We start from the raw sequence: 16,942 nt of genomic DNA on the forward strand, positions 1-16,942 counted from the left end.
GCCGGTTTTCACTTGAAAAGAAACGAGCGTTCCATGAACCATTCTGTACGTCTTCTGGCATCAATTATTGCATCTTGCCTTCCTGTTGCCGCGATTGCCGACAATCTGGCAGTCGCGTATTCCGAAGATGGACGGTATTACACCGAAGACGATATCCCGACATTCAACGTGGCCGAGGATGGAACCGTAGACTGGATGACATTTTCGGGCTTCCGGCGCTATCACGCGGAATGCCATGTCTGTCACGGCCCGGATGGCGAGGGCTCGACCTATGCGCCGGCTCTGAAAGAGTCTGCGCTGGAAATGGATTATTACGACTTCGTTGATGTCGTCACCAATGGCCGCCAGGTGGTGAACGCCGCTGAAAACTCGGTAATGCCGGGATTTGGCGACAACCCGAATGTGATGTGCTTTCTGGATGACATCTATGTATACTTGAAGGCTCATGGGTCGGGTGCGATCCCGCGTGGCCGCCCGCCCAAGAAAGAGGCGAAATCTGACGTGATCCGCGAGGATGAAGATGCGTGTATGGGCTAAGGCCTGCCTGCCGGTTTTCGGACTTTGCGTCTGGCTTTGTCAGGCAGTGCCCGTGTCGGCGCAGACTTCTGACCTGGTTTCAAGAACGGCTTTTCGCGTCTGTGCGGATCCGGCCAACAAACCCATGTCATCCGAGGACGGATCGGGATTTGAAAACAAACTGGCCGAATTGATTGCCGCAAAGCTGGAACTGCCCGTGCAATATGTCTGGTTTCCGCAGGCGACGGGCTTCATACGGAACACGCTGGCCGCCAAACGATGCGATGTGGTGATCGGCTATGCGCAAGGTCATGAGCTGGTGCAGAACACCAACCACTACTATACGTCCGCCTATGCGCTGATCGTGCCGATGGACAGTGATCTGGCCCGGGTGGACATGTTGAACGATCCGATGCTCAAGGGGAAACGGATCGGGATCGTGGCGGGTACACCGCCTGCGGCTCATATGGCGCGGAACGGGCTGATCGGGCAAGCCAAGCCTTATAACCTGTTCGTTGACCGACGTGTGGAAAGCCCGGCCATCGACATGCTGGATGATCTGCAATCGGGTGAGATCGATGCGGCCATTCTTTGGGGCCCGCTGGGCGGGCCGTTGGTCACGGCAGACTATCCTGATTTCAAGGTGATCCCGCTGGTCAAGGAAGAGCTGCCGCCGCGTCTGTTTTACCGCATCACCATGGGCGTGCGTAAGGGTGAGAAGGTTTGGCAGCGGCAGTTGAACTCGCTGATCCGCCGCAATCAGGATGAGATCAATGCTGTGTTGGCCGAGGCCGGTGTTCCACTTGTGAATGATCTGGGGACCGAGGTTCTGGACCTATCGCAATGATGCGGGCAGCGGTGGCAATTGCGTTGATTTCGACCGCCGCAACAGCGCAGACAGTACCCGAACCAAGTGATTATCGCATGGATTACTACCGCGCGCCGGTGCCGGATCAGATAACCGGCGGGACGGTCATCGGCCCGGAAGAGGCATACGGCCTGTGGCAGGAACAAAGCGTCGCGTTCATCGACGTTTTGCCGCAGCCGCCCAAACCCGCCAATCTGCCTGAAGGCACGATCTGGCGCGACAAGCCGCGTGACAGCATTCCGGGATCACTCTGGTTGCCAAATGTCGGCTATGGCGCAATTGCCGATGTTACGGCAGACTATTTTCGAACCGGTCTAGAGGCCAGCACCAATGGCGATATCAACCACGGTGTCGTGTTCTTTTGCCTGGAAGATTGCTGGATGAGCTGGAATGCCGCCCGACGCGCAATCGAATGGGGATACACAAAAGTCTACTGGTTTCCGGAAGGTACCGACGGCTGGGCCTTGTGGGGCTATCCACTGGAACGGATAAAGCCAGCCCCGGGCCAACCCGTTGCCGGAGGCGGGTGATCTAAAAACCCGCCAGTTTTTTGTGTAAATGACTGACCGTACCGTCCGTATCCGTCATGGTCACATCGACCGCTTGCGCCCTGCTTGGAACGGAAATGCCAACCCTTGGATTTTCGGACAGAGAAATCGAGCCCGTCATCTGGACATACCCGGCGCCATCAAGATCGATATCCACGGTCTCTACATATCGCATCGGGATGAACAGCAGGGAAATCTGATCCATCTGCATTCCGGAATGCGACGGATGATCAATGTTCAGATCCATCTTGTTGGCCCGGCCCGCACCCAGGTTTGACAATCGTGTCCGCGTGTTCAGCGCAGGGACTCGGCCGACCAGTTCGGCCTCCATCGTGCCAAGGTTTGCCAGGGCCAGTTCCGGATCGGTCCCGGGAGGCGCCGCGCAGGCGCCAAGGCCCGAGGTTTTGACGAAAGTTTCTGACACCCAAAGGCGGCCATCGGTGGTTTCGGCGATGACATGCATCGGGGTCGGGCCGTTCACGCGCATGGTCACGTCGAAGTAGAAACTCGGCAGTGGCTCGTCCAGCTCGAACACGGCAGAAACCGGCATCGGGTTTTCATCCAGCACCAATGTCACCTTGGCCACTTTTGCCCCCCGAGGGGCTAGGACCTGAGCCGCCAGTTGAGCCCGCGCGTCATCGGGTGTGCGGTAAGGTGCATCAATCGCGATCAACGCATCTCCGTTCTGCATCGGTCTGTCGCCATAAAGCAGCGCTCGGACATTTTCCCATGCCTCGTTGGATGCCCAAACCGGGGCTGCCAACATGCTGAACAGGGCCGCAATCAGGTGAGATGCTTTCATTGTTGTCCTCCTTGCAGGAACCTGCCAAAGGCACGTGGTCCATCACAGGTTTCTAGTGTTTCTACCACCGACAGGGCCTGTGGGTCCACGATGCTGACGGTGTTGTCGAACCAGTTTGCGATGACCACCAGATCTTCGCCCGCCGTCGCATCAATGCCTTCGGGGTATTCTCCAACATCAATCACGCCCTCATGTTCGAGCGTCTCCAGAGATATGACGCTGAGCGTATTGGCATATTGGTTCGTGACGAACGCCCGACCTTGGGCGAAGGTGATGCCATAAGGGCGTTCCCCGACCGGGACCGTTGCGGTGATGGCGCCGGTTTCCGCATCGACCACGCTGACATCATTGCTGCCGACATTGCCGATGAACAGACGCCCATCGGGGGCAAAACGCAGCCCGAAGGGGCGTGATCCAACCGGGCTGCGGTGCAGAGGCTGAAGAGTGTCGGCATCGAAAACCGACACCTGGTCCGCGTCCTTGTCGGCCGACGCCAGAAAGCGCCCGTCTTTCGACATCGCAATACCCGCCGGGGCGGCTCCGGTGGGCAACTCGGATTGAACTTTCAGAGTTTCACTGTCCAGCACCCAAAGTCGGGCGTTGTACCAATCCGAGACAAAAACCCGCCCGCGATCCTGATCCAGAGCGATACCAATCGGCCCCCCTTCTAGCGTGACTTGCGCGATCGTTTCACCGGTCTCGGCGGACAAACGCCTTACCATTTTGCTGTCCGGGGACACGGTGAACAGCGTTTCATCCAGACCAACCGCCACACCCGCCGGCTTGCCAGGTAGGGGCCAGCGGGCCGTTTCCTGCATCCGTGCAAGATCTATCCGGCTCAGTTCTTCACCGTTCTGACAGGTGATGAATGCTGTCTGTGCCAGTGCCGGGCTGCCAGAGAGCGCCAAAAACAACATCAGCAGGTGGCTAACTTGCCGCACCGAACCGCTCGATCAACGCGTCGAGACCCGCCTGATAGACGCCGGTCACGGCGGCAATGGCGGCTTCGTCATTCAACTCGGCCGGAGGATCGTTGTTTGGATACCCGCGATAGAAGGCACCGCGCCATTCGATGATCGAACCACCTCCGTCGCGCGGTTTTACCGTCAGATGCGACGAATAGTTGGTGACAGGCAGCACCTCTACCGCGACCTCGGTGATCCGGTAGGAGTAGCTCATTTTCTCTGCGCTGTACTTGTACAGAATTTCATTGATCGTCGGCCCGCCTTCCTGACCAAGTGTCAGCAATCGGGTCGCATCAATCGCGTTGCCGCCGTTTCCTTCGGTCGCAAACACAGCAGGATGCCACGACATGTCATCGAAGTTTCCGACAACGGCCCAGACTTCCTCTGGCGAGGCTGCGACCTCGGCAGTCAGCGTGACTTTCTGCCGGGTGGGTCCGTGGGCCCAAACCGGACCCGGCACCAGCAGAGCGGTGGTTGCGGCAAGAAGAAATCGTCGATTCATTCCATGTCCTCCCTGAATGCGCAGAGCTTTGGCACACGCCGCGCGCTTGCGGCGTTTCTTTTGTCAGACCTGACGTGCGAGCGCACGTTGACGGTCACCCGTCACACCCCCTGAAAAATCGGCGGGTGTCGCGGGAAACCGCAGCAAGATCAACCATATACGCGCATTCTTATAAAATAAGAATCGAGCTTAATGATGAAGCTGATAGGCTTTGTTTTACAACACGGCCAAAAGTATTGGTTCCGTTTTTCGGGGCGTTATGCCCCGAATATTTCAACCTGAACTCTGACTTTCAGGCAACGGGAGGACATCTTGAGCATTCGCCTGCTGCCGCTGCTTGCGGCGCTTCTTTGGTGTGCATCCGCGATGACCGCGGCGGCGCTCGATGTGAAGGCTGCGGTGCTGCGGATCGACTATCCGTCGCTTCTGCCGATCTCGCGTTATGATTTGAAACCGGACGATCTGGGGTTTGCCGGTGCGGCGCTTGGGGATGAGGATAACGGAACCACGGGCGGATTTCTGGGACATACCTACGAGACCATAACGATGGCCGTTCCGCCGGAAGAGGCTGACGCCGCAATGGACCAGATCCTTGCCGGAGGCGTGCGCCTGATCGTCCTTTTGGCCAAGGCACCGGACATGTTGCGCCTGACGGACAAGGCGGCAGATTCCGGGGCGCTTGTTTTCAACGTGTCCGCGCCTGATGTCGATCTTCGCGACGCAAACTGCCGGGGCAACCTGCTTCATATCGCCCCGTCCCGCGCCATGAACGCCGATGCGGTTGCTCAGTTTGCCGTCTGGAAGAAATGGGGCGACTGGTTCCTGTTGGCCGGATCCAACCCCGAGGATGTCAAGCTCGCCGACGCGTATCGCCGTGCAGCGAACAAGTTCGGCGCGAAGATTGCCGAAGATCGGACCTTTGCGGATACCGGGGGATCTCGTAGAACGGATTCCGGTCATGTTCTTGTTCAGCGCCAATTGCCATTGGACACGCAAGATGCGCGAGACCATGACGTCGTGATTGCCGCGGACGAAACCGACTATTTTGCGCGCTATCTGTCCTATCACCTTTGGACCCCACGCCCCGTGATGGGTTCAGGCGGCTTGCGTCCGACGACGTTTCACGGCGCACATGAGGCATGGGGCGCGACCCAGTTCCAGACCCGTTTCGAGGATCTGACAGGCCGCTATGTCCGCCCCGAGGACTACAACGCCTGGCTTGCACTGCGCGTAATCGGCGAGGCCGTGACCCGCGCCAGCACCGCCGAACCGGAAGGTGTGCGCGATTATGCCCTTTCTGACCAGTTCGAACTTGCCGCATTCAAAGGACAGAAAGTGACATTCCGCGATTGGAACGGGCAGTTGCGTCAGCCGATCCTTCTGTATGACGGGTCGATCACTGTCAGCGTCAGCCCGCAAGAGGGGTTTCTGCACCAGGTCTCGCCGCTCGATACGATGGGGTTGGATCGGGCGGAATCCAGCTGTCGCGCATTTGAGTAACCGGAGGTATTGATGAAACGACTATTGCTGACCGTTGCCTGTGCTGCGCTGACCGCCGGTCCCGTGTTCGCGGGCAAGGCTTTTGTCTCGAACGAGCGGGGCAACACCATTACCGTGGTTGATACCGAAACCTGGGAGGTGATCACCGAATTTCCAGGCGGCAACCGACCGCGTGGGATCACCGTCAGCCCGGATGGCGGCACGCTGTATGTCTGTGCCTCGGATGACAATATCATCCGGGTGTTTGATACACAGACCTATGAGGAACTTCCCAGTTTGCCCTCTGGTCCGGACCCCGAGCTTTTCATTCTCGAACCCTCGGGCAAGCGGCTCTATATCGCCAATGAAGACGACAATCTGGTGACGGTCACAGACACCGAAACCCGCACCGTTCTGGCCGAAATTCCGGTAGGTGTCGAACCCGAAGGCATGGGAATGAGTCCCGACGCCAAATTCGTGGTCAACACGTCCGAGACCACCAACATGGCGCATTTCATTTCCACCGAGGACTATTCCATCAAGCATAATGTCCTGGTCGACCAGCGCCCGCGCTATGCCCAGTATACAGCGGATGGAACGCGCCTGTTCGTGACATCGGAAATCGGTGGAACCGTCACGGTCATGGACATTGCAGAAGACGGAACGCCGACGGTTGTCGGCAAAATTAGCTTTGAAGTAGCGGGCGTGCAGCCGGAATGGTTGCAGCCCGTTGGTGCCAAGGTGACTTCGGACGGCAAACGCCTGTTCGTTGCTTTGGGGCCTGCAAACCGGGTCGCCGTTGTTGACGCGCAAAGCCTTGAAGTTCTGGACTATATACTGGTGGGGCAGCGGGTCTGGCAGTTGGATTTTACGCCGGACGAAAAATACCTGCTGACCACAAATGGTAATTCAAACGACATCACAATCATTGATGTGGCCGCAGAGAAAGCCATCAAGTCAGTACAGGTCGGTCAACAGCCCTGGGGCGTGGTGACCATTGACTGAAGTTCTGGGAGGGACGGGAATGAAGAAACTAGTGATTGCAGCGATGGTTGCGGCGTTGGGTGGGCCAGTATCGGCGGCGCCGCTGTGTGACGATCTGGGATTTGCCGGGCTTCTGGCGAAATGCAACCGTGGGGAAACCATCAAGCTGACGCTTGCTTCGGGGCAACCCCTGGGTGAAGACGTGGTTCTGCAATCCGGCGCGTATTACAAGCTTGAGATCACCGCTGATGGGTCAGCGGAACTGGCCATCGAGGGGCCATCGTTCTTTCGCGCGATCTGGATGAACGAGATCGTGATCAACAAGATCGAGATCCGTCCGATGGCGGTGGACAGCATCGAGTTTGACAAGGCCGGCGTGGCTGAATTGTCGTTCATCGCAATCAAACCCGGCAGTCATGAAATTCGCATCCCCGGGTCCACCGGCGAAACGCAACGCATCACGGTTAGTATTCAATAGAGAAGGGATAGGTACATGAAAAATATGGGAATTTTGATAACCGTCGGGCTTCTCGCGGCCCCGGCTTTCGCCGACGACATTGACGCGGAAACGGTGGAAAAGATCGAAGCCTATCTTGCCTCTGTCGAGTGCCAGATGGATCCGGATGATATCGAGGTTGAAGACGATGGCTATGATCTGGATGACGTCATCTGCAAGGGCGGCAACCAGTTCGATATCAAGCTGGACAAGGATTTGAATGAAGTCAGCCGAAAGGCGGAATAGCGAATAAAAGGGATCGGGTCATGACCAAACTTCTTGCCGCCTGCCTTGCACTTGCACTCAGTTCGGGGGCTTTGGCAGCCGAGACCCTGCCGACCATTCGCGCGGCCGTACTCAAGATCGGAACGGTGAATTGGGAACTGGAGACCATTCGCCGGAACGGCTTGGATCGGAAACATGGCTTTGTCCTTGATGTTCAACCATTTGCCGACAATGGCGCAACGCGTATCGCGGTCGAGGGGGATGAGGCTGATTTGGCGGTTGCTGACTGGATTTGGGTTGCTCGTCAAAGGGCTGCCGGCAAGGACTATGTGTTCATCCCTTATTCCAAAGCCGTGGGCGGCGTGGTTGTGCCCGCTGACAGCCCGGCAACCAGTTTGAAGGATTTGGCGGGCGGCAAGATCGGCATCGCGGGTGGTCCGCTGGATAAATCCTGGCTGATTTTGCGCGCCTATGCAGCAAAAGAATACGGGATGGACTTGAAAGCCGACACCGAACAGGTGTTTGGTGCGCCCCCGCTGATCTTCAAATCTGCTTTGAACGGTGACTATGCCGGCGCGATCAATTTCTGGCATTTTCTGGCCAAGATGAAAGCGTCCGGCATGAAAGAGCTGATCTCGGTTGAGGATGCTGGGCAGGCTTTGGGGCTCGACACGAATACACCCCTGTTGGGTTATTACCTGAAACAGAGTTTTCTGAACGAACACCCCGACCTTGCGCAAAGCCTGTTTGCCGCCAGCCGCGACGCCAAGGACCTGCTGGCCAATTCGCCCGAGGCATGGGAGGCGATCAGACCGCGGATGAACGTCAAGTCTGATGCACAGTTTGAACAACTCAGGCTCGATTGGATCGCCGGTATTCCCGATCGTCGCCCGGTCGATGCGGTCGCGGCCAACAAGATGCTGGAACTTATGGCCGAATTGGGCGGGGCTGAGCTGGTGGGCGCTGCGACGACAGTGCCACAGGGTCTTTTTGCTGACGTGGAATAGGATCAGATGCAAAACGCGCGCCTCACGCCGCTTTTGTCCATCGCAGGCCTTGTGGCGTTGTGGATTGTTGCGGCGTCGCTGACCGCAGACCCTCAGATTCTGCCGCAACCCTGGGACCTGATCCCCCGGTTTCAGCAAGAACTTGCGTCAGGCGAATTGCTGCGCAGCCTTGGTGCGACACTGTTACGTGTGATCTGGGCCTTCGTGTTGGCGATGACATTGGGAACGATCATTGGACTGGCCATGGGGCGATCGGATGCGCTGAACCGCTGGCTTGATCCATGGCTGGTTGTCTTCCTGAATCTGCCCGCGTTGGTTCTGATCGTGCTGTGCTATCTCTGGATCGGGCTGACCGAGGCTGCGGCGATCACCGCGGTGACGCTGAACAAAATTCCCAATGTCGCGACGATCCTCCGAGAGGGCGGCAGGGCGCTGAGCCCGGATCTGGATGCGTTGGCACGGGTCTACCGGATGCCGTGGCAAAGGCGACAGCGCCATGTGATCCTGCCGCAGCTTGCGCCGTTTATCGCTGCTGCTGCACGGTCCGGGCTTTCTTTGATCTGGAAGATCGTGCTCGTGGTCGAGTTTCTTGGGCGCTCATCCGGTGTCGGGTTTCAAATCCACTTGTATTTTCAGCTGTTTGATGTGGCAATGGTGCTGGTCTATGCGTTTTCGTTCATTGCCGTCATGCTGGTTGTCGAATGGCTGGTTCTTCAACCCTTGGAGCGGAACGCTCGACGGTGGAGAACTGCATGATCCGAATTGACATCCGGAAGAAGCGCTTTGAACACCACGCCGTCCTGGGCCCCATTGCATTTGACATTGCCGCCGGGGAAACGGTCGCGCTGACCGGTCCATCGGGCATTGGAAAGACGACGCTGCTGCGATTGGTGGCAGGCATTGACCCGGATTTCGAAGGCCAGATCGTGCGGCCGGATCGACTGGCCATTGTGTTTCAGGAACCCACTTTGCTGCCATGGCGTTCGGCTATCGACAATCTGACCCTGATTCATGGCGACCTGTCGCAGGCTGAGGCCGACGCCGCGCTAACTGACGTGGGTTTGGACGGAAAGGGAGATTTGTTTCCCGGCCAGTTGTCACTGGGTCAGCAGCGCCGGCTTTCTCTGGCGCGCGCCTTTGCCGGGAAGCCCGAGTTTCTGATTATGGACGAGCCCTTTGTATCACTGGATTCCGAAACGGCCGAGACGATGCTGACCCTGACCGAGGACCTCATCGCGCGGCATCGCCCGGCGACCCTGTTCGTGACGCATTCCCAACCCGAAGCACAGCGTCTTTCCGACCGGATCCTGAACCTGGTAGCCGGGCCAGACGGGGCCGTTCTGGGTTAGGGTCATTCCGCAGGCTCTCTCGCGGCACCGGGTGCGGTTCGATATATGAAGGGCGCATCCGCTTTGGCGGCATGTTCGTTTGCCTGGTTTTGCAGGGTCTGATGATGGGGTGATTTGATGCAAACCGGATCGGTGGCAGCTGCGTCTCCGATAACGGCCATGGCCTGACAGCGGCAGCCGCCAAAATCAATGGTTTTGCGTTCGCAGGTTTTGCACGGGTCCGACATCCAATCCGTGCCGCGATAGGCATTGAACGCGCTGCCATGGAACCAGATATCCGCAAGCGGTGTGTCCTGTACCCGGTCAAATGTCAGATGCGGGATGGACTGTGCCGCATGGCAAGGCAGAACCTGACCGTCTGGCGCCACGTTCAGCCCGGTTGTGCCCCAGCCGCCCATACATCGCTTGGGATAGTCATCATGATAGTCCGCCGGAACATAATCAATGACCAGTTGTCCCCTGAGGTTCTTCCTGGCCTCGGCCACCTGTCGCGTCACCAGTTGCGCCTGTTCCCGCGTCGGCATCAAGGCATCCCTGTTCCGCAAGGCCCAGCCGTGGAACTGTACCGTTGCAACCTCGATCCGTCGTGCTCCCATTTCGCGCGCCAGTTCCAGCGCCTGCGGCAGCTGGTGGGCATTGTGACGGTGCAGCACGAAGTTCAGGGTCAGCGGAAACCCGATCTTCTTGATCCATTCGACCGTTTTCATCTTGCGGTCAAACCCACCCCGATAGCCGCCTACCTTATCCGCCATCGCGGCGTCAGTGCCCTGAAGAGAAAGCTGGATATGGTCCAGGCCGACGTCGTCCAGTTCATGCAGGCGTCGCTCGGACAGGCCGATCGCCGACGTGATCAGGTTGGTATACAACCCGGCCTCACGCGCGGCATTGACCAGCGCAACCAGATCGCGGCGGGATGCGGGCTCTCCACCTGACAGATGCAATTGCAAGACACCAAGCGCCGCCGCCTCCTTGAAAATACGTGCCCATGTTTCAGTATCCATTTCACTGTCGAGTTTGGCCATTTCGACTGGGTTGGAGCAATAAGGGCAGGACAATGGGCATCGATGCGTCAGCTCGGCCAGCATGGCAATTGGGGGAGGGGGTTTTACCTGCATCAGACGACATCCAGAAAACGACGCACCCGAAGGGCATCCAGAAACCCCGAGCTGTCTTCGACAATCTGTTCTTCCGGGGCGTTGTATTTCCTGGACAGGCTTGCGGTGATCTGACCAAAGCTGCGTTGGCCGTCTACTTCGCTCAGAATTGCATGTCCGATCTGATCCAACGTCACGGCCCGTTCAGGTGCCAGCAGTACCCATTGTTCCCGCACGGAATCGTACTGGATGCGGACACCACGTGGAAGCAAGGGGACCTGCTGCGCCAACATCACGATGCCTGCCGCATCCGTAAACCGGTGTCCGGCTTCCACGCCCCCGGCGGAATTCGGGCAGGTTCGACATAGGCGCCCCACAGGGCATCCAGCTGCGACCAGAGGACATCGGTCTTGAATATCAGTGCCTTGGCTGCCGCGTCCTGTTTTTCTGCGGTGTCGGCATGATCCAATACCCATGCCAGACCAAAGGCCACATCCTTGGGGGCTTCTTTCAGGCGGTTGCGGAAATAGGCAAGTGAGCTGTCATCCGCAAAATCGTAATGCCGAAGCAGGCCTTCGATCCTGTTGGCGTGAATCTTGGGAGCAAACAGTTCAGTGAGTGAGGCCGCAACCGCTTCCAGCAACGACTTTTCGCGGACGTATCGCACGTAAGCATCCACCGCAAATCTGGTGGCAGGCAACACGCCGTCACAGGAGGCGACATAGTCCGGATCCAGGCCGACCGCTTCGGCCAGCCGCAACCAGCGCCGGATACCACCTTCGTTGTCTTCCGTGCCGTCATGATCTTCGATCCGGGACCGCCAGGCTCGGCGCAGCGCCGGATCTTCTACACGCGACATGAAGGCGGCGTCCTTCATCGGGATGGAATGCTGATAGTAGTAGCGGTTGATCACCCAGGCCCGCACTTCGTCAGGCGTGCATTGACCACCGTGCAGGCGATGATGAAACGGATGCAGGTCGTGGTAACGCTCGGCTCCGATCTGACGAAGCCGGGCCTCGAACTCTTTGCGGCTTTGGGTCATAGCGTTATCTCCATGCCATCCTGGCCTATCGTCCAGCCTTTGGCCCGTGCCCGAGCGTTCTCGGCGCTGTCGGGGCGCAGAACCGGATTGGTGTTGTTCATGTGGATGAACACTTTCCGGCCGATTTTCATATCGGCGAAACCTGCGATCGATCCATCGGGGCCGTCCATCGACATATGGCCCATGCGCTTGCCCGTTTTCTGACCCAGCCCGGCCTGCACCATTTCCGTGTCGTGCCAAAGCGTGCCGTCGAAAAACAAAAGATCGGCCTCGTCAAGGCGGGCGCGCAACTCGGGCGTCAATGCGGCACAGCCCGGTATGTAATACGCCGTCTTCCCCTGCGCGCTCAGTGCCACCCCGACGGTTTGTTCGCCAACCAATTCGGTTTCGACATGTTCCCCTTCAAGATACAGAGGCACTTTGCCGGGCACCGGGAACAAAGTTGCCTGCAAGCCGGGAACCAGATCGAACGTCTGATTCAACGAGATCGGCGCACGTGTCACGACCGAGGCGTTCAAGGCGTCGAATATCGGGTTCTGCGCAAGAACATCCTGAATGCTTTGGGTTGCAAACAGCGTAAATGGCTGCATCTCGCGCAGCGTCAGCAAGCCAGCCACATGGTCTATGTCGCCATTCGTCACCAGCACCGATTGAATCGGTACCTCTCGTAACCCGGTCGGATACAGGACGGGCGTTTTGCCAAGCTGCGTTCGAATATCCGGAGATGCGTTCAGGATGGCCCAGTTGTGGCCATCGGGTGACACCGCGAGTGATGATTGCGTCTGCGCCGGAATATGTCCGCTTCGGGCCAGATTGCAGTTTTCACATCCGCAATTCCATTGCGGAAGGCCGCCGCCAGCAGCGGCCCCAAGTATTATTGCGCGCAACGTCATCTATTGTTGGCGCCTGCGGCTGATCAGATCAGGCCGCCGCCGCGCTCATCGTCATGATCGGGGCCGTACATGTTGATTTCCATGCCGCATTCGATTTCGCGAATAACAGGTCTGTTCCAAGCCATATCAGGGTCCTCCTCCTGGGGTGTGCTGATATTCAATGTGGCAGGACTTGCCGGTTGGCGCGACTCTTAATTAATAAGTATGAATTAGACTTTGGTCGGTACTCAGGTGTCATCCGACAACGGGGCGACCCCCTGTATGCAAAACCCCTGGTTGCGTATGGTTTTGATTTCAAACCCAAAATCATCCAATCCCAATTTCTTTCTCAGATATCCGATGTAGACGTCCACCACGTTTTCGTTACTGGACCCGTCCTGTGACCAGAGCGTGTCAAACAGCTCTCCTCGGGATATTGGCGATCCGGCCTTGCTGTTGAGCAGCGTGAGCAGTTCGAATTCACGTTCGGTGAGAGCAATGCTTGTCTCGCGGATTGAAAGTGTTCTGTCCCGCGACGACAGGCGCGCGGGGTCCGGGCGCTGAGAGAGCACGCGTTGTTCCTGTACTTGCAACCGGGCGACAAGCTCATCAAAGCTGAACGGCTTCACGACATAATCATCGGCCCCGGCTTCCAGCCCGGCGGCGCGGTGATCGACATCAGAGAGGGCCGACAACATCAGGATCGGGATTCCGACCCCGGCACGGCGCGCGGCCCGGACCAGTTCGACACCGCTATCCGTTCCCAGCATCACATCTACAATCGCACCTGAGAATGCACCACTTTTCAACCGCTCCAACCCTTGGTCGGCGCGGTTTTCAGCCTCGGCTGAGTAGCCGTGCAGCGAAAGGCCCCGGACAAGGGCCGACGTGATTCTGGGGTCGTCATCTATGATCAGCAGTCTGGAGACCATTTTCTATGCCTCTGCCAGCGGTAATCGAATGCAGACATTTGTACCGGCATTTGACCCCAGGGCGTTTTCACGTGGAACCGGGCTTGCAACCGAAATGGTTCCTTCATGGGCCTCGACGACCCACCTTGCCAGCGCCAGCCCGACACCGAAACCCTGACTGTTTGCCGCCCCTCCCTGAACAAACCGCTCGAAGATCCGGGTTTGGGCGCCGTGGGGAATTCCGGGGCCGTTATCCGTCAGCTGTATTTGAACGTCACCGTCAACCGATTGACCCGACAGCAGCAACGCCTTCCCGTCCCGCGCATGTCGGATCGCGTTGCGTATCAGACTGAGCAGGACCTGACGTATCCAGTTCAGGTCACAGTGTAACGCACAATCCGGGAAGTCGCCCGTTTCAAGCTGCATGTCGGCGCCGTCGATTTCAGGTTGAATGTCGCTCACAACTGTTTGCATCAGATCGCATAGTGCAACTTTGGTTGGTTCCAGAGCCAGCTCACCGGTTTCGGATCGGGCGACGCGCAGCAAATCATCGATTCTCTGGTTCAGTTTTGCGGCGCTGCTTTCGATCGTTGCCAACGTCTCTGGTGCGGTCTGAATATCCCTCTGGCCTATCTGAGCTTCCATCATGATGACGGTCAGCGGTGTGCGCAGTTCGTGGCTGACATCAGCAAAAAAGCGGCGCCGGTTTTCGTCGATCTTGGACAGGGATTCATTTGCAGCGCTCAGTTCCCGGGTTCGCTGGGCAATGGTCTCGTTCAACCGGGTCCATTCTGCGTCAACCTCGGCCTGGCGTTTTCTCAATGCAGCCGCCATTCGGTTGGTCTCGCCATATAACTGGCCGATCTCGTCATTGCGGGTTTGCGGCAGAGAAACTGCGAATTCGGATTGGCCGACCTGAACCGCCGCATTGCGCAGCCGATCCAGACGAGAGAACTGCGGCCGCACCAGACCAAAGTAGAACCACGCCGTGCTGAGCAAGGCGAACAGTGCCAGTGTCAGTGCCACCCAGGTCAGAACCCAGCGGGTCCTTTCGATCCCGGCCAATACGGAATTTCGAAACAGAACCTCGGTATTCACCGCCTGGCTGAGCAGAGGATCAAACGCCGACGCAAACGAGTCGACATAGGCGCGCAGCTGGGCCTGATCGGCTTCTGCGTCGGCTAGCCCTTCCAGCGTGCTGGCCAGCAGCGCCTCCATTCTGGCCAGACCCAGGGATTGGGTTCCGTAACGCGATTGTTCGTCTAGCCCCAGAGATCGAACCGCGGCCACGGCATCTTCCACATCAGAGCGAAGCTGTAGAAACGTTGTCGCAATCTGGTCTCGGATCGGGGACAGGCGATCAAGTCGAGACTCGACTGTTTGGCCGGTCTGTATCGACTCGGTTGCGATCACAAGGAATGTGGCGGCCTGGGTCGACAGAGCGGCATAGCGTGCCATACGGGTTTCTGACGCCAGCGCGGTTTCCAGACGGCTGGCGACGTTCTGCATCCCGAAATAAAGGGTCGCGGCCGCCAGCAGCGTGCCGGATCCAAGCACCACGGCGCCAAGGCCCAACCGGGTTTTCAGAAGCAGACTGCGCTTTGCGCTTTGGGGCGCGGCCGTCATGATTTCCGCCTCATCAGGCCTCGAGCCGGATCATACCCCCAAACGGCGATCGCACTCAGTATCGCGGTTGACGCCAGAACCCACAGCAGGGCCCCCCAGTTGATCTGCAAGTAAAGCAGAAACCGGATCAACTCGACCACATGCGTGAAAGGATTGAGCGCACAGATATCACGCAGCAACGGCGAGCTTTCAGCCATTTTCCACAGCGGATAGAGGGCGGAGGACAGGAAGAACATCGGGAAGATGACAAAGTTCATCACCCCGGCGAAATTCTCCAGCTGCCTGATGAAACTGGACAGCACCAACCCCAGCGCGCCCAGCATCAGACCGCCCAGAACCAATCCCGGAAGAACAGCGACATATCCGGGCAACGGCAGGACTATGCCGAACAATGCGGCCAGTGCGAGAAACGTATAGACTTGCAGGATGGATATCGCGGTTGATCCCAGCAGACGGCAGAACAACAGCCACCAGCGTGGGAACGAGCTGGTCAGCAGCAGGCGCATCGAGCCCATCTCGCGGTCATAGACAAGGCTGAGCGAGCTTTGCATCCCATTGAACAACAGAACCATCGCGCACAGGCCGGGGACGATATAGGTCTCGTAAGTGATATAGGTCTGATAGGGTGGAATGATCGACAGGCCGAGGGCCGCACGAAACCCTGCTGCGAAGATCAAAAGCCAGACCATTGGCCGGACCAGAGCTGCGAGAAATCGTTCGCGTTGATGGATGAAACGCAGAAACTCGCGTCCGATGATGGCGCGGGCGACTCCCAGGAAACCGTTCATGTCGGGACCTCGGTTCGGGACAGGAACCAATCGGACAATTTTTGATCCCCCCGCAGGCGGCCCACCTGCCCACTGGCAAGAATCTGACCGCGATGAAGAACCAGCAGCTGGTCGTCGTCGCGCATTTCATCTGTCAGATGCGTGGCCCACAAGATGCACAGCCCCTGTTCCGCCAGGTCGTGCACATGGTCGGTTATCGCGTGCCGTGCCGCGGCATCAAGCCCAACGGTCGGCTCGTCCAACAGCAACACCGAAGGGTCGTGCAGCAGGGCACGCGCCAGCTCCATCCGGCGGCGATGACCGCCATTGAGATCGCGTACACGTTCCCCGGCACGTTCCCGCATGTTCAGCTGATCCAGCGCCGCGTCGATACGGCCAGGGACCTCGGATCGTGGTAGCCCATGCAGAGCTGCGAAATAGGACATGTTCTGGCGCACCGTCAAACCCAGATCCAGTGTCGGTTGCTGAAAGACCACGCCAAGCTTTGCCAGCGCCTTGCGCGGGGATTGGCGCAGATCATGGCCTGCGACCGTGATTTCACCGTCCGGCGCCACAAGCAATCGCGTGAGCAACGACACCAGTGTCGATTTCCCGGCCCCATTCGGACCGAGCAGACCGCAGAACGTCCCCGCCGACACGTCAAAAGAGACAGCATCCAAAGCCGTCTTGGCGCCATAATGAAAGCTCAGGTCGCGTACGGCGAGACCAGGATCGGTTTCCGCCGAGGGGCGCGCGTCTGACATTCTTCCTCCGTCCCGAACCATGGTTCTTGACAGCAGCTTGCATCGTCGGGCCGCGTTTCTCAACCTTCCAGTCCGAGGCTGGACCACGACTTAAGTATGTGAAGGTTCACGGATTTGATGGGATT

At 58.2% G+C, this 16,942-nt stretch carries 22 protein-coding genes; 10 read left to right on the plus strand and 12 right to left on the minus strand.

What is annotated here, in order from left to right:
- Window positions 1–33: 33 nt before the first annotated feature.
- The 3 genes from NOR97_RS16515 to NOR97_RS16525 are packed head-to-tail and all read left to right on the plus strand — an operon-like array spanning window position 34 to window position 1,914.
- Window positions 34–537, plus strand: a complete 504-nt coding sequence (locus NOR97_RS16515) for a c-type cytochrome, methanol metabolism-related (RefSeq protein ID WP_171170159.1) — start codon at window positions 34–36, stop codon at window positions 535–537.
- Entirely contained in the window at window positions 521–1,363 is an 843-nt protein-coding gene (locus NOR97_RS16520) for a substrate-binding domain-containing protein (protein WP_374041634.1), read from the plus strand. The genes NOR97_RS16515 and NOR97_RS16520 overlap by 17 nt, the downstream gene beginning before the upstream one ends.
- A complete protein-coding gene (locus NOR97_RS16525) occupies window positions 1,360–1,914 on the plus strand; it encodes a PQQ-dependent catabolism-associated CXXCW motif protein (protein WP_257601184.1) in 555 nt (184 codons plus the stop codon). Before NOR97_RS16520 ends, NOR97_RS16525 begins: the two co-directional genes overlap by 4 nt.
- 1 nt (window position 1,915) lies before the next feature.
- Here NOR97_RS16525 and NOR97_RS16530 read toward each other — a convergent pair whose 3' ends face one another.
- From NOR97_RS16530 to NOR97_RS16540, 3 genes are read right to left on the minus strand one after another with little or no spacing between them, the layout of a single operon-like run.
- Window positions 1,916–2,734: a quinoprotein dehydrogenase-associated SoxYZ-like carrier gene (locus NOR97_RS16530; RefSeq protein WP_170346821.1), complete on the minus strand. Its 819-nt coding sequence runs from the start codon at window positions 2,732–2,734 to the stop codon at window positions 1,916–1,918.
- Window positions 2,731–3,675, minus strand: a complete 945-nt coding sequence (locus NOR97_RS16535; RefSeq protein ID WP_257601185.1) for a YncE family protein — start codon at window positions 3,673–3,675, stop codon at window positions 2,731–2,733. The genes NOR97_RS16530 and NOR97_RS16535 overlap by 4 nt, the downstream gene beginning before the upstream one ends.
- Window positions 3,662–4,201: an SRPBCC family protein gene (locus NOR97_RS16540; protein ID WP_171363241.1), complete on the minus strand. Its 540-nt coding sequence runs from the start codon at window positions 4,199–4,201 to the stop codon at window positions 3,662–3,664. Before NOR97_RS16540 ends, NOR97_RS16535 begins: the two co-directional genes overlap by 14 nt.
- A gap of 366 nt (window positions 4,202–4,567) precedes the next feature.
- On the opposite strand from NOR97_RS16540, the gene NOR97_RS16545 reads away from it, so the two are divergent.
- From NOR97_RS16545 to NOR97_RS16575, 7 genes are read left to right on the plus strand one after another with little or no spacing between them, the layout of a single operon-like run.
- Window positions 4,568–5,701 (plus strand): ABC transporter substrate-binding protein, encoded by a 1,134-nt coding sequence (locus tag NOR97_RS16545; protein ID WP_257601401.1) that lies wholly within the window; start codon window positions 4,568–4,570, stop codon window positions 5,699–5,701.
- 12 nt (window positions 5,702–5,713) lie between these two features.
- The gene (locus tag NOR97_RS16550) at window positions 5,714–6,685 is read left to right on the plus strand and encodes a YVTN family beta-propeller repeat protein (protein WP_257601186.1); all 972 of its coding nucleotides are present in this window, start codon (window positions 5,714–5,716) and stop codon (window positions 6,683–6,685) included.
- A gap of 19 nt (window positions 6,686–6,704) precedes the next feature.
- Window positions 6,705–7,142 carry a hypothetical protein gene (locus NOR97_RS16555; protein WP_170346824.1) on the plus strand — a complete coding sequence of 146 codons (438 nt, stop codon included), beginning with the start codon at window positions 6,705–6,707 and terminating at the stop codon, window positions 7,140–7,142.
- Between the two features lie 15 nt (window positions 7,143–7,157).
- Window positions 7,158–7,406 (plus strand): PepSY domain-containing protein, encoded by a 249-nt coding sequence (locus NOR97_RS16560; protein ID WP_257601187.1) that lies wholly within the window; start codon window positions 7,158–7,160, stop codon window positions 7,404–7,406.
- Between the two features lie 20 nt (window positions 7,407–7,426).
- Window positions 7,427–8,392, plus strand: coding sequence for an ABC transporter substrate-binding protein (locus NOR97_RS16565; RefSeq protein ID WP_257601188.1), 966 nt, complete (start codon window positions 7,427–7,429; stop codon window positions 8,390–8,392).
- Between the two features lie 6 nt (window positions 8,393–8,398).
- A complete protein-coding gene (locus NOR97_RS16570) occupies window positions 8,399–9,148 on the plus strand; it encodes an ABC transporter permease (protein WP_210093068.1) in 750 nt (249 codons plus the stop codon).
- Complete coding sequence (locus tag NOR97_RS16575) at window positions 9,145–9,741, plus strand: ABC transporter ATP-binding protein (RefSeq protein WP_257601189.1); 597 nt, start codon at window positions 9,145–9,147, stop codon at window positions 9,739–9,741. Before NOR97_RS16570 ends, NOR97_RS16575 begins: the two co-directional genes overlap by 4 nt.
- Before the next feature lie 2 nt (window positions 9,742–9,743).
- Here NOR97_RS16575 and pqqE read toward each other — a convergent pair whose 3' ends face one another.
- The 9 genes from pqqE to NOR97_RS16620 form a co-directional block, all read right to left on the minus strand.
- Window positions 9,744–10,856: a pyrroloquinoline quinone biosynthesis protein PqqE gene (gene pqqE, locus NOR97_RS16580; protein WP_257601190.1), complete on the minus strand. Its 1,113-nt coding sequence runs from the start codon at window positions 10,854–10,856 to the stop codon at window positions 9,744–9,746.
- The gene (gene pqqD, locus NOR97_RS16585; protein ID WP_170346830.1) at window positions 10,856–11,128 is read right to left on the minus strand and encodes a pyrroloquinoline quinone biosynthesis peptide chaperone PqqD; all 273 of its coding nucleotides are present in this window, start codon (window positions 11,126–11,128) and stop codon (window positions 10,856–10,858) included. The genes pqqE and pqqD overlap by 1 nt, the downstream gene beginning before the upstream one ends.
- The gene (pqqC, locus tag NOR97_RS16590) at window positions 11,128–11,877 is read right to left on the minus strand and encodes a pyrroloquinoline-quinone synthase PqqC (RefSeq protein ID WP_171118343.1); all 750 of its coding nucleotides are present in this window, start codon (window positions 11,875–11,877) and stop codon (window positions 11,128–11,130) included. The genes pqqD and pqqC overlap by 1 nt, the downstream gene beginning before the upstream one ends.
- Window positions 11,874–12,770: a pyrroloquinoline quinone biosynthesis protein PqqB gene (gene pqqB / locus NOR97_RS16595; protein WP_257601191.1), complete on the minus strand. Its 897-nt coding sequence runs from the start codon at window positions 12,768–12,770 to the stop codon at window positions 11,874–11,876. The genes pqqC and pqqB overlap by 4 nt, the downstream gene beginning before the upstream one ends.
- Window positions 12,771–12,793: 23 nt before the next feature.
- Entirely contained in the window at window positions 12,794–12,895 is a 102-nt protein-coding gene (gene pqqA, locus NOR97_RS16600) for a pyrroloquinoline quinone precursor peptide PqqA (RefSeq protein WP_117873022.1), read from the minus strand.
- A gap of 102 nt (window positions 12,896–12,997) precedes the next feature.
- A complete protein-coding gene (locus NOR97_RS16605) occupies window positions 12,998–13,681 on the minus strand; it encodes a response regulator transcription factor (protein WP_170346833.1) in 684 nt (227 codons plus the stop codon).
- 3 nt (window positions 13,682–13,684) lie between these two features.
- A complete protein-coding gene (locus tag NOR97_RS16610; RefSeq protein WP_257601192.1) occupies window positions 13,685–15,286 on the minus strand; it encodes a HAMP domain-containing sensor histidine kinase in 1,602 nt (533 codons plus the stop codon).
- A complete protein-coding gene (locus NOR97_RS16615) occupies window positions 15,283–16,074 on the minus strand; it encodes an ABC transporter permease (protein WP_170346835.1) in 792 nt (263 codons plus the stop codon). Before NOR97_RS16615 ends, NOR97_RS16610 begins: the two co-directional genes overlap by 4 nt.
- Complete coding sequence (locus NOR97_RS16620) at window positions 16,071–16,817, minus strand: ABC transporter ATP-binding protein (protein ID WP_257601193.1); 747 nt, start codon at window positions 16,815–16,817, stop codon at window positions 16,071–16,073. Before NOR97_RS16620 ends, NOR97_RS16615 begins: the two co-directional genes overlap by 4 nt.
- Window positions 16,818–16,942 lie beyond the last annotated feature (125 nt).

The sequence above is a fragment of the Ruegeria sp. YS9 genome, assembly GCF_024628725.1.
Classification (GTDB): domain Bacteria; phylum Pseudomonadota; class Alphaproteobacteria; order Rhodobacterales; family Rhodobacteraceae; genus Ruegeria; species Ruegeria atlantica_C.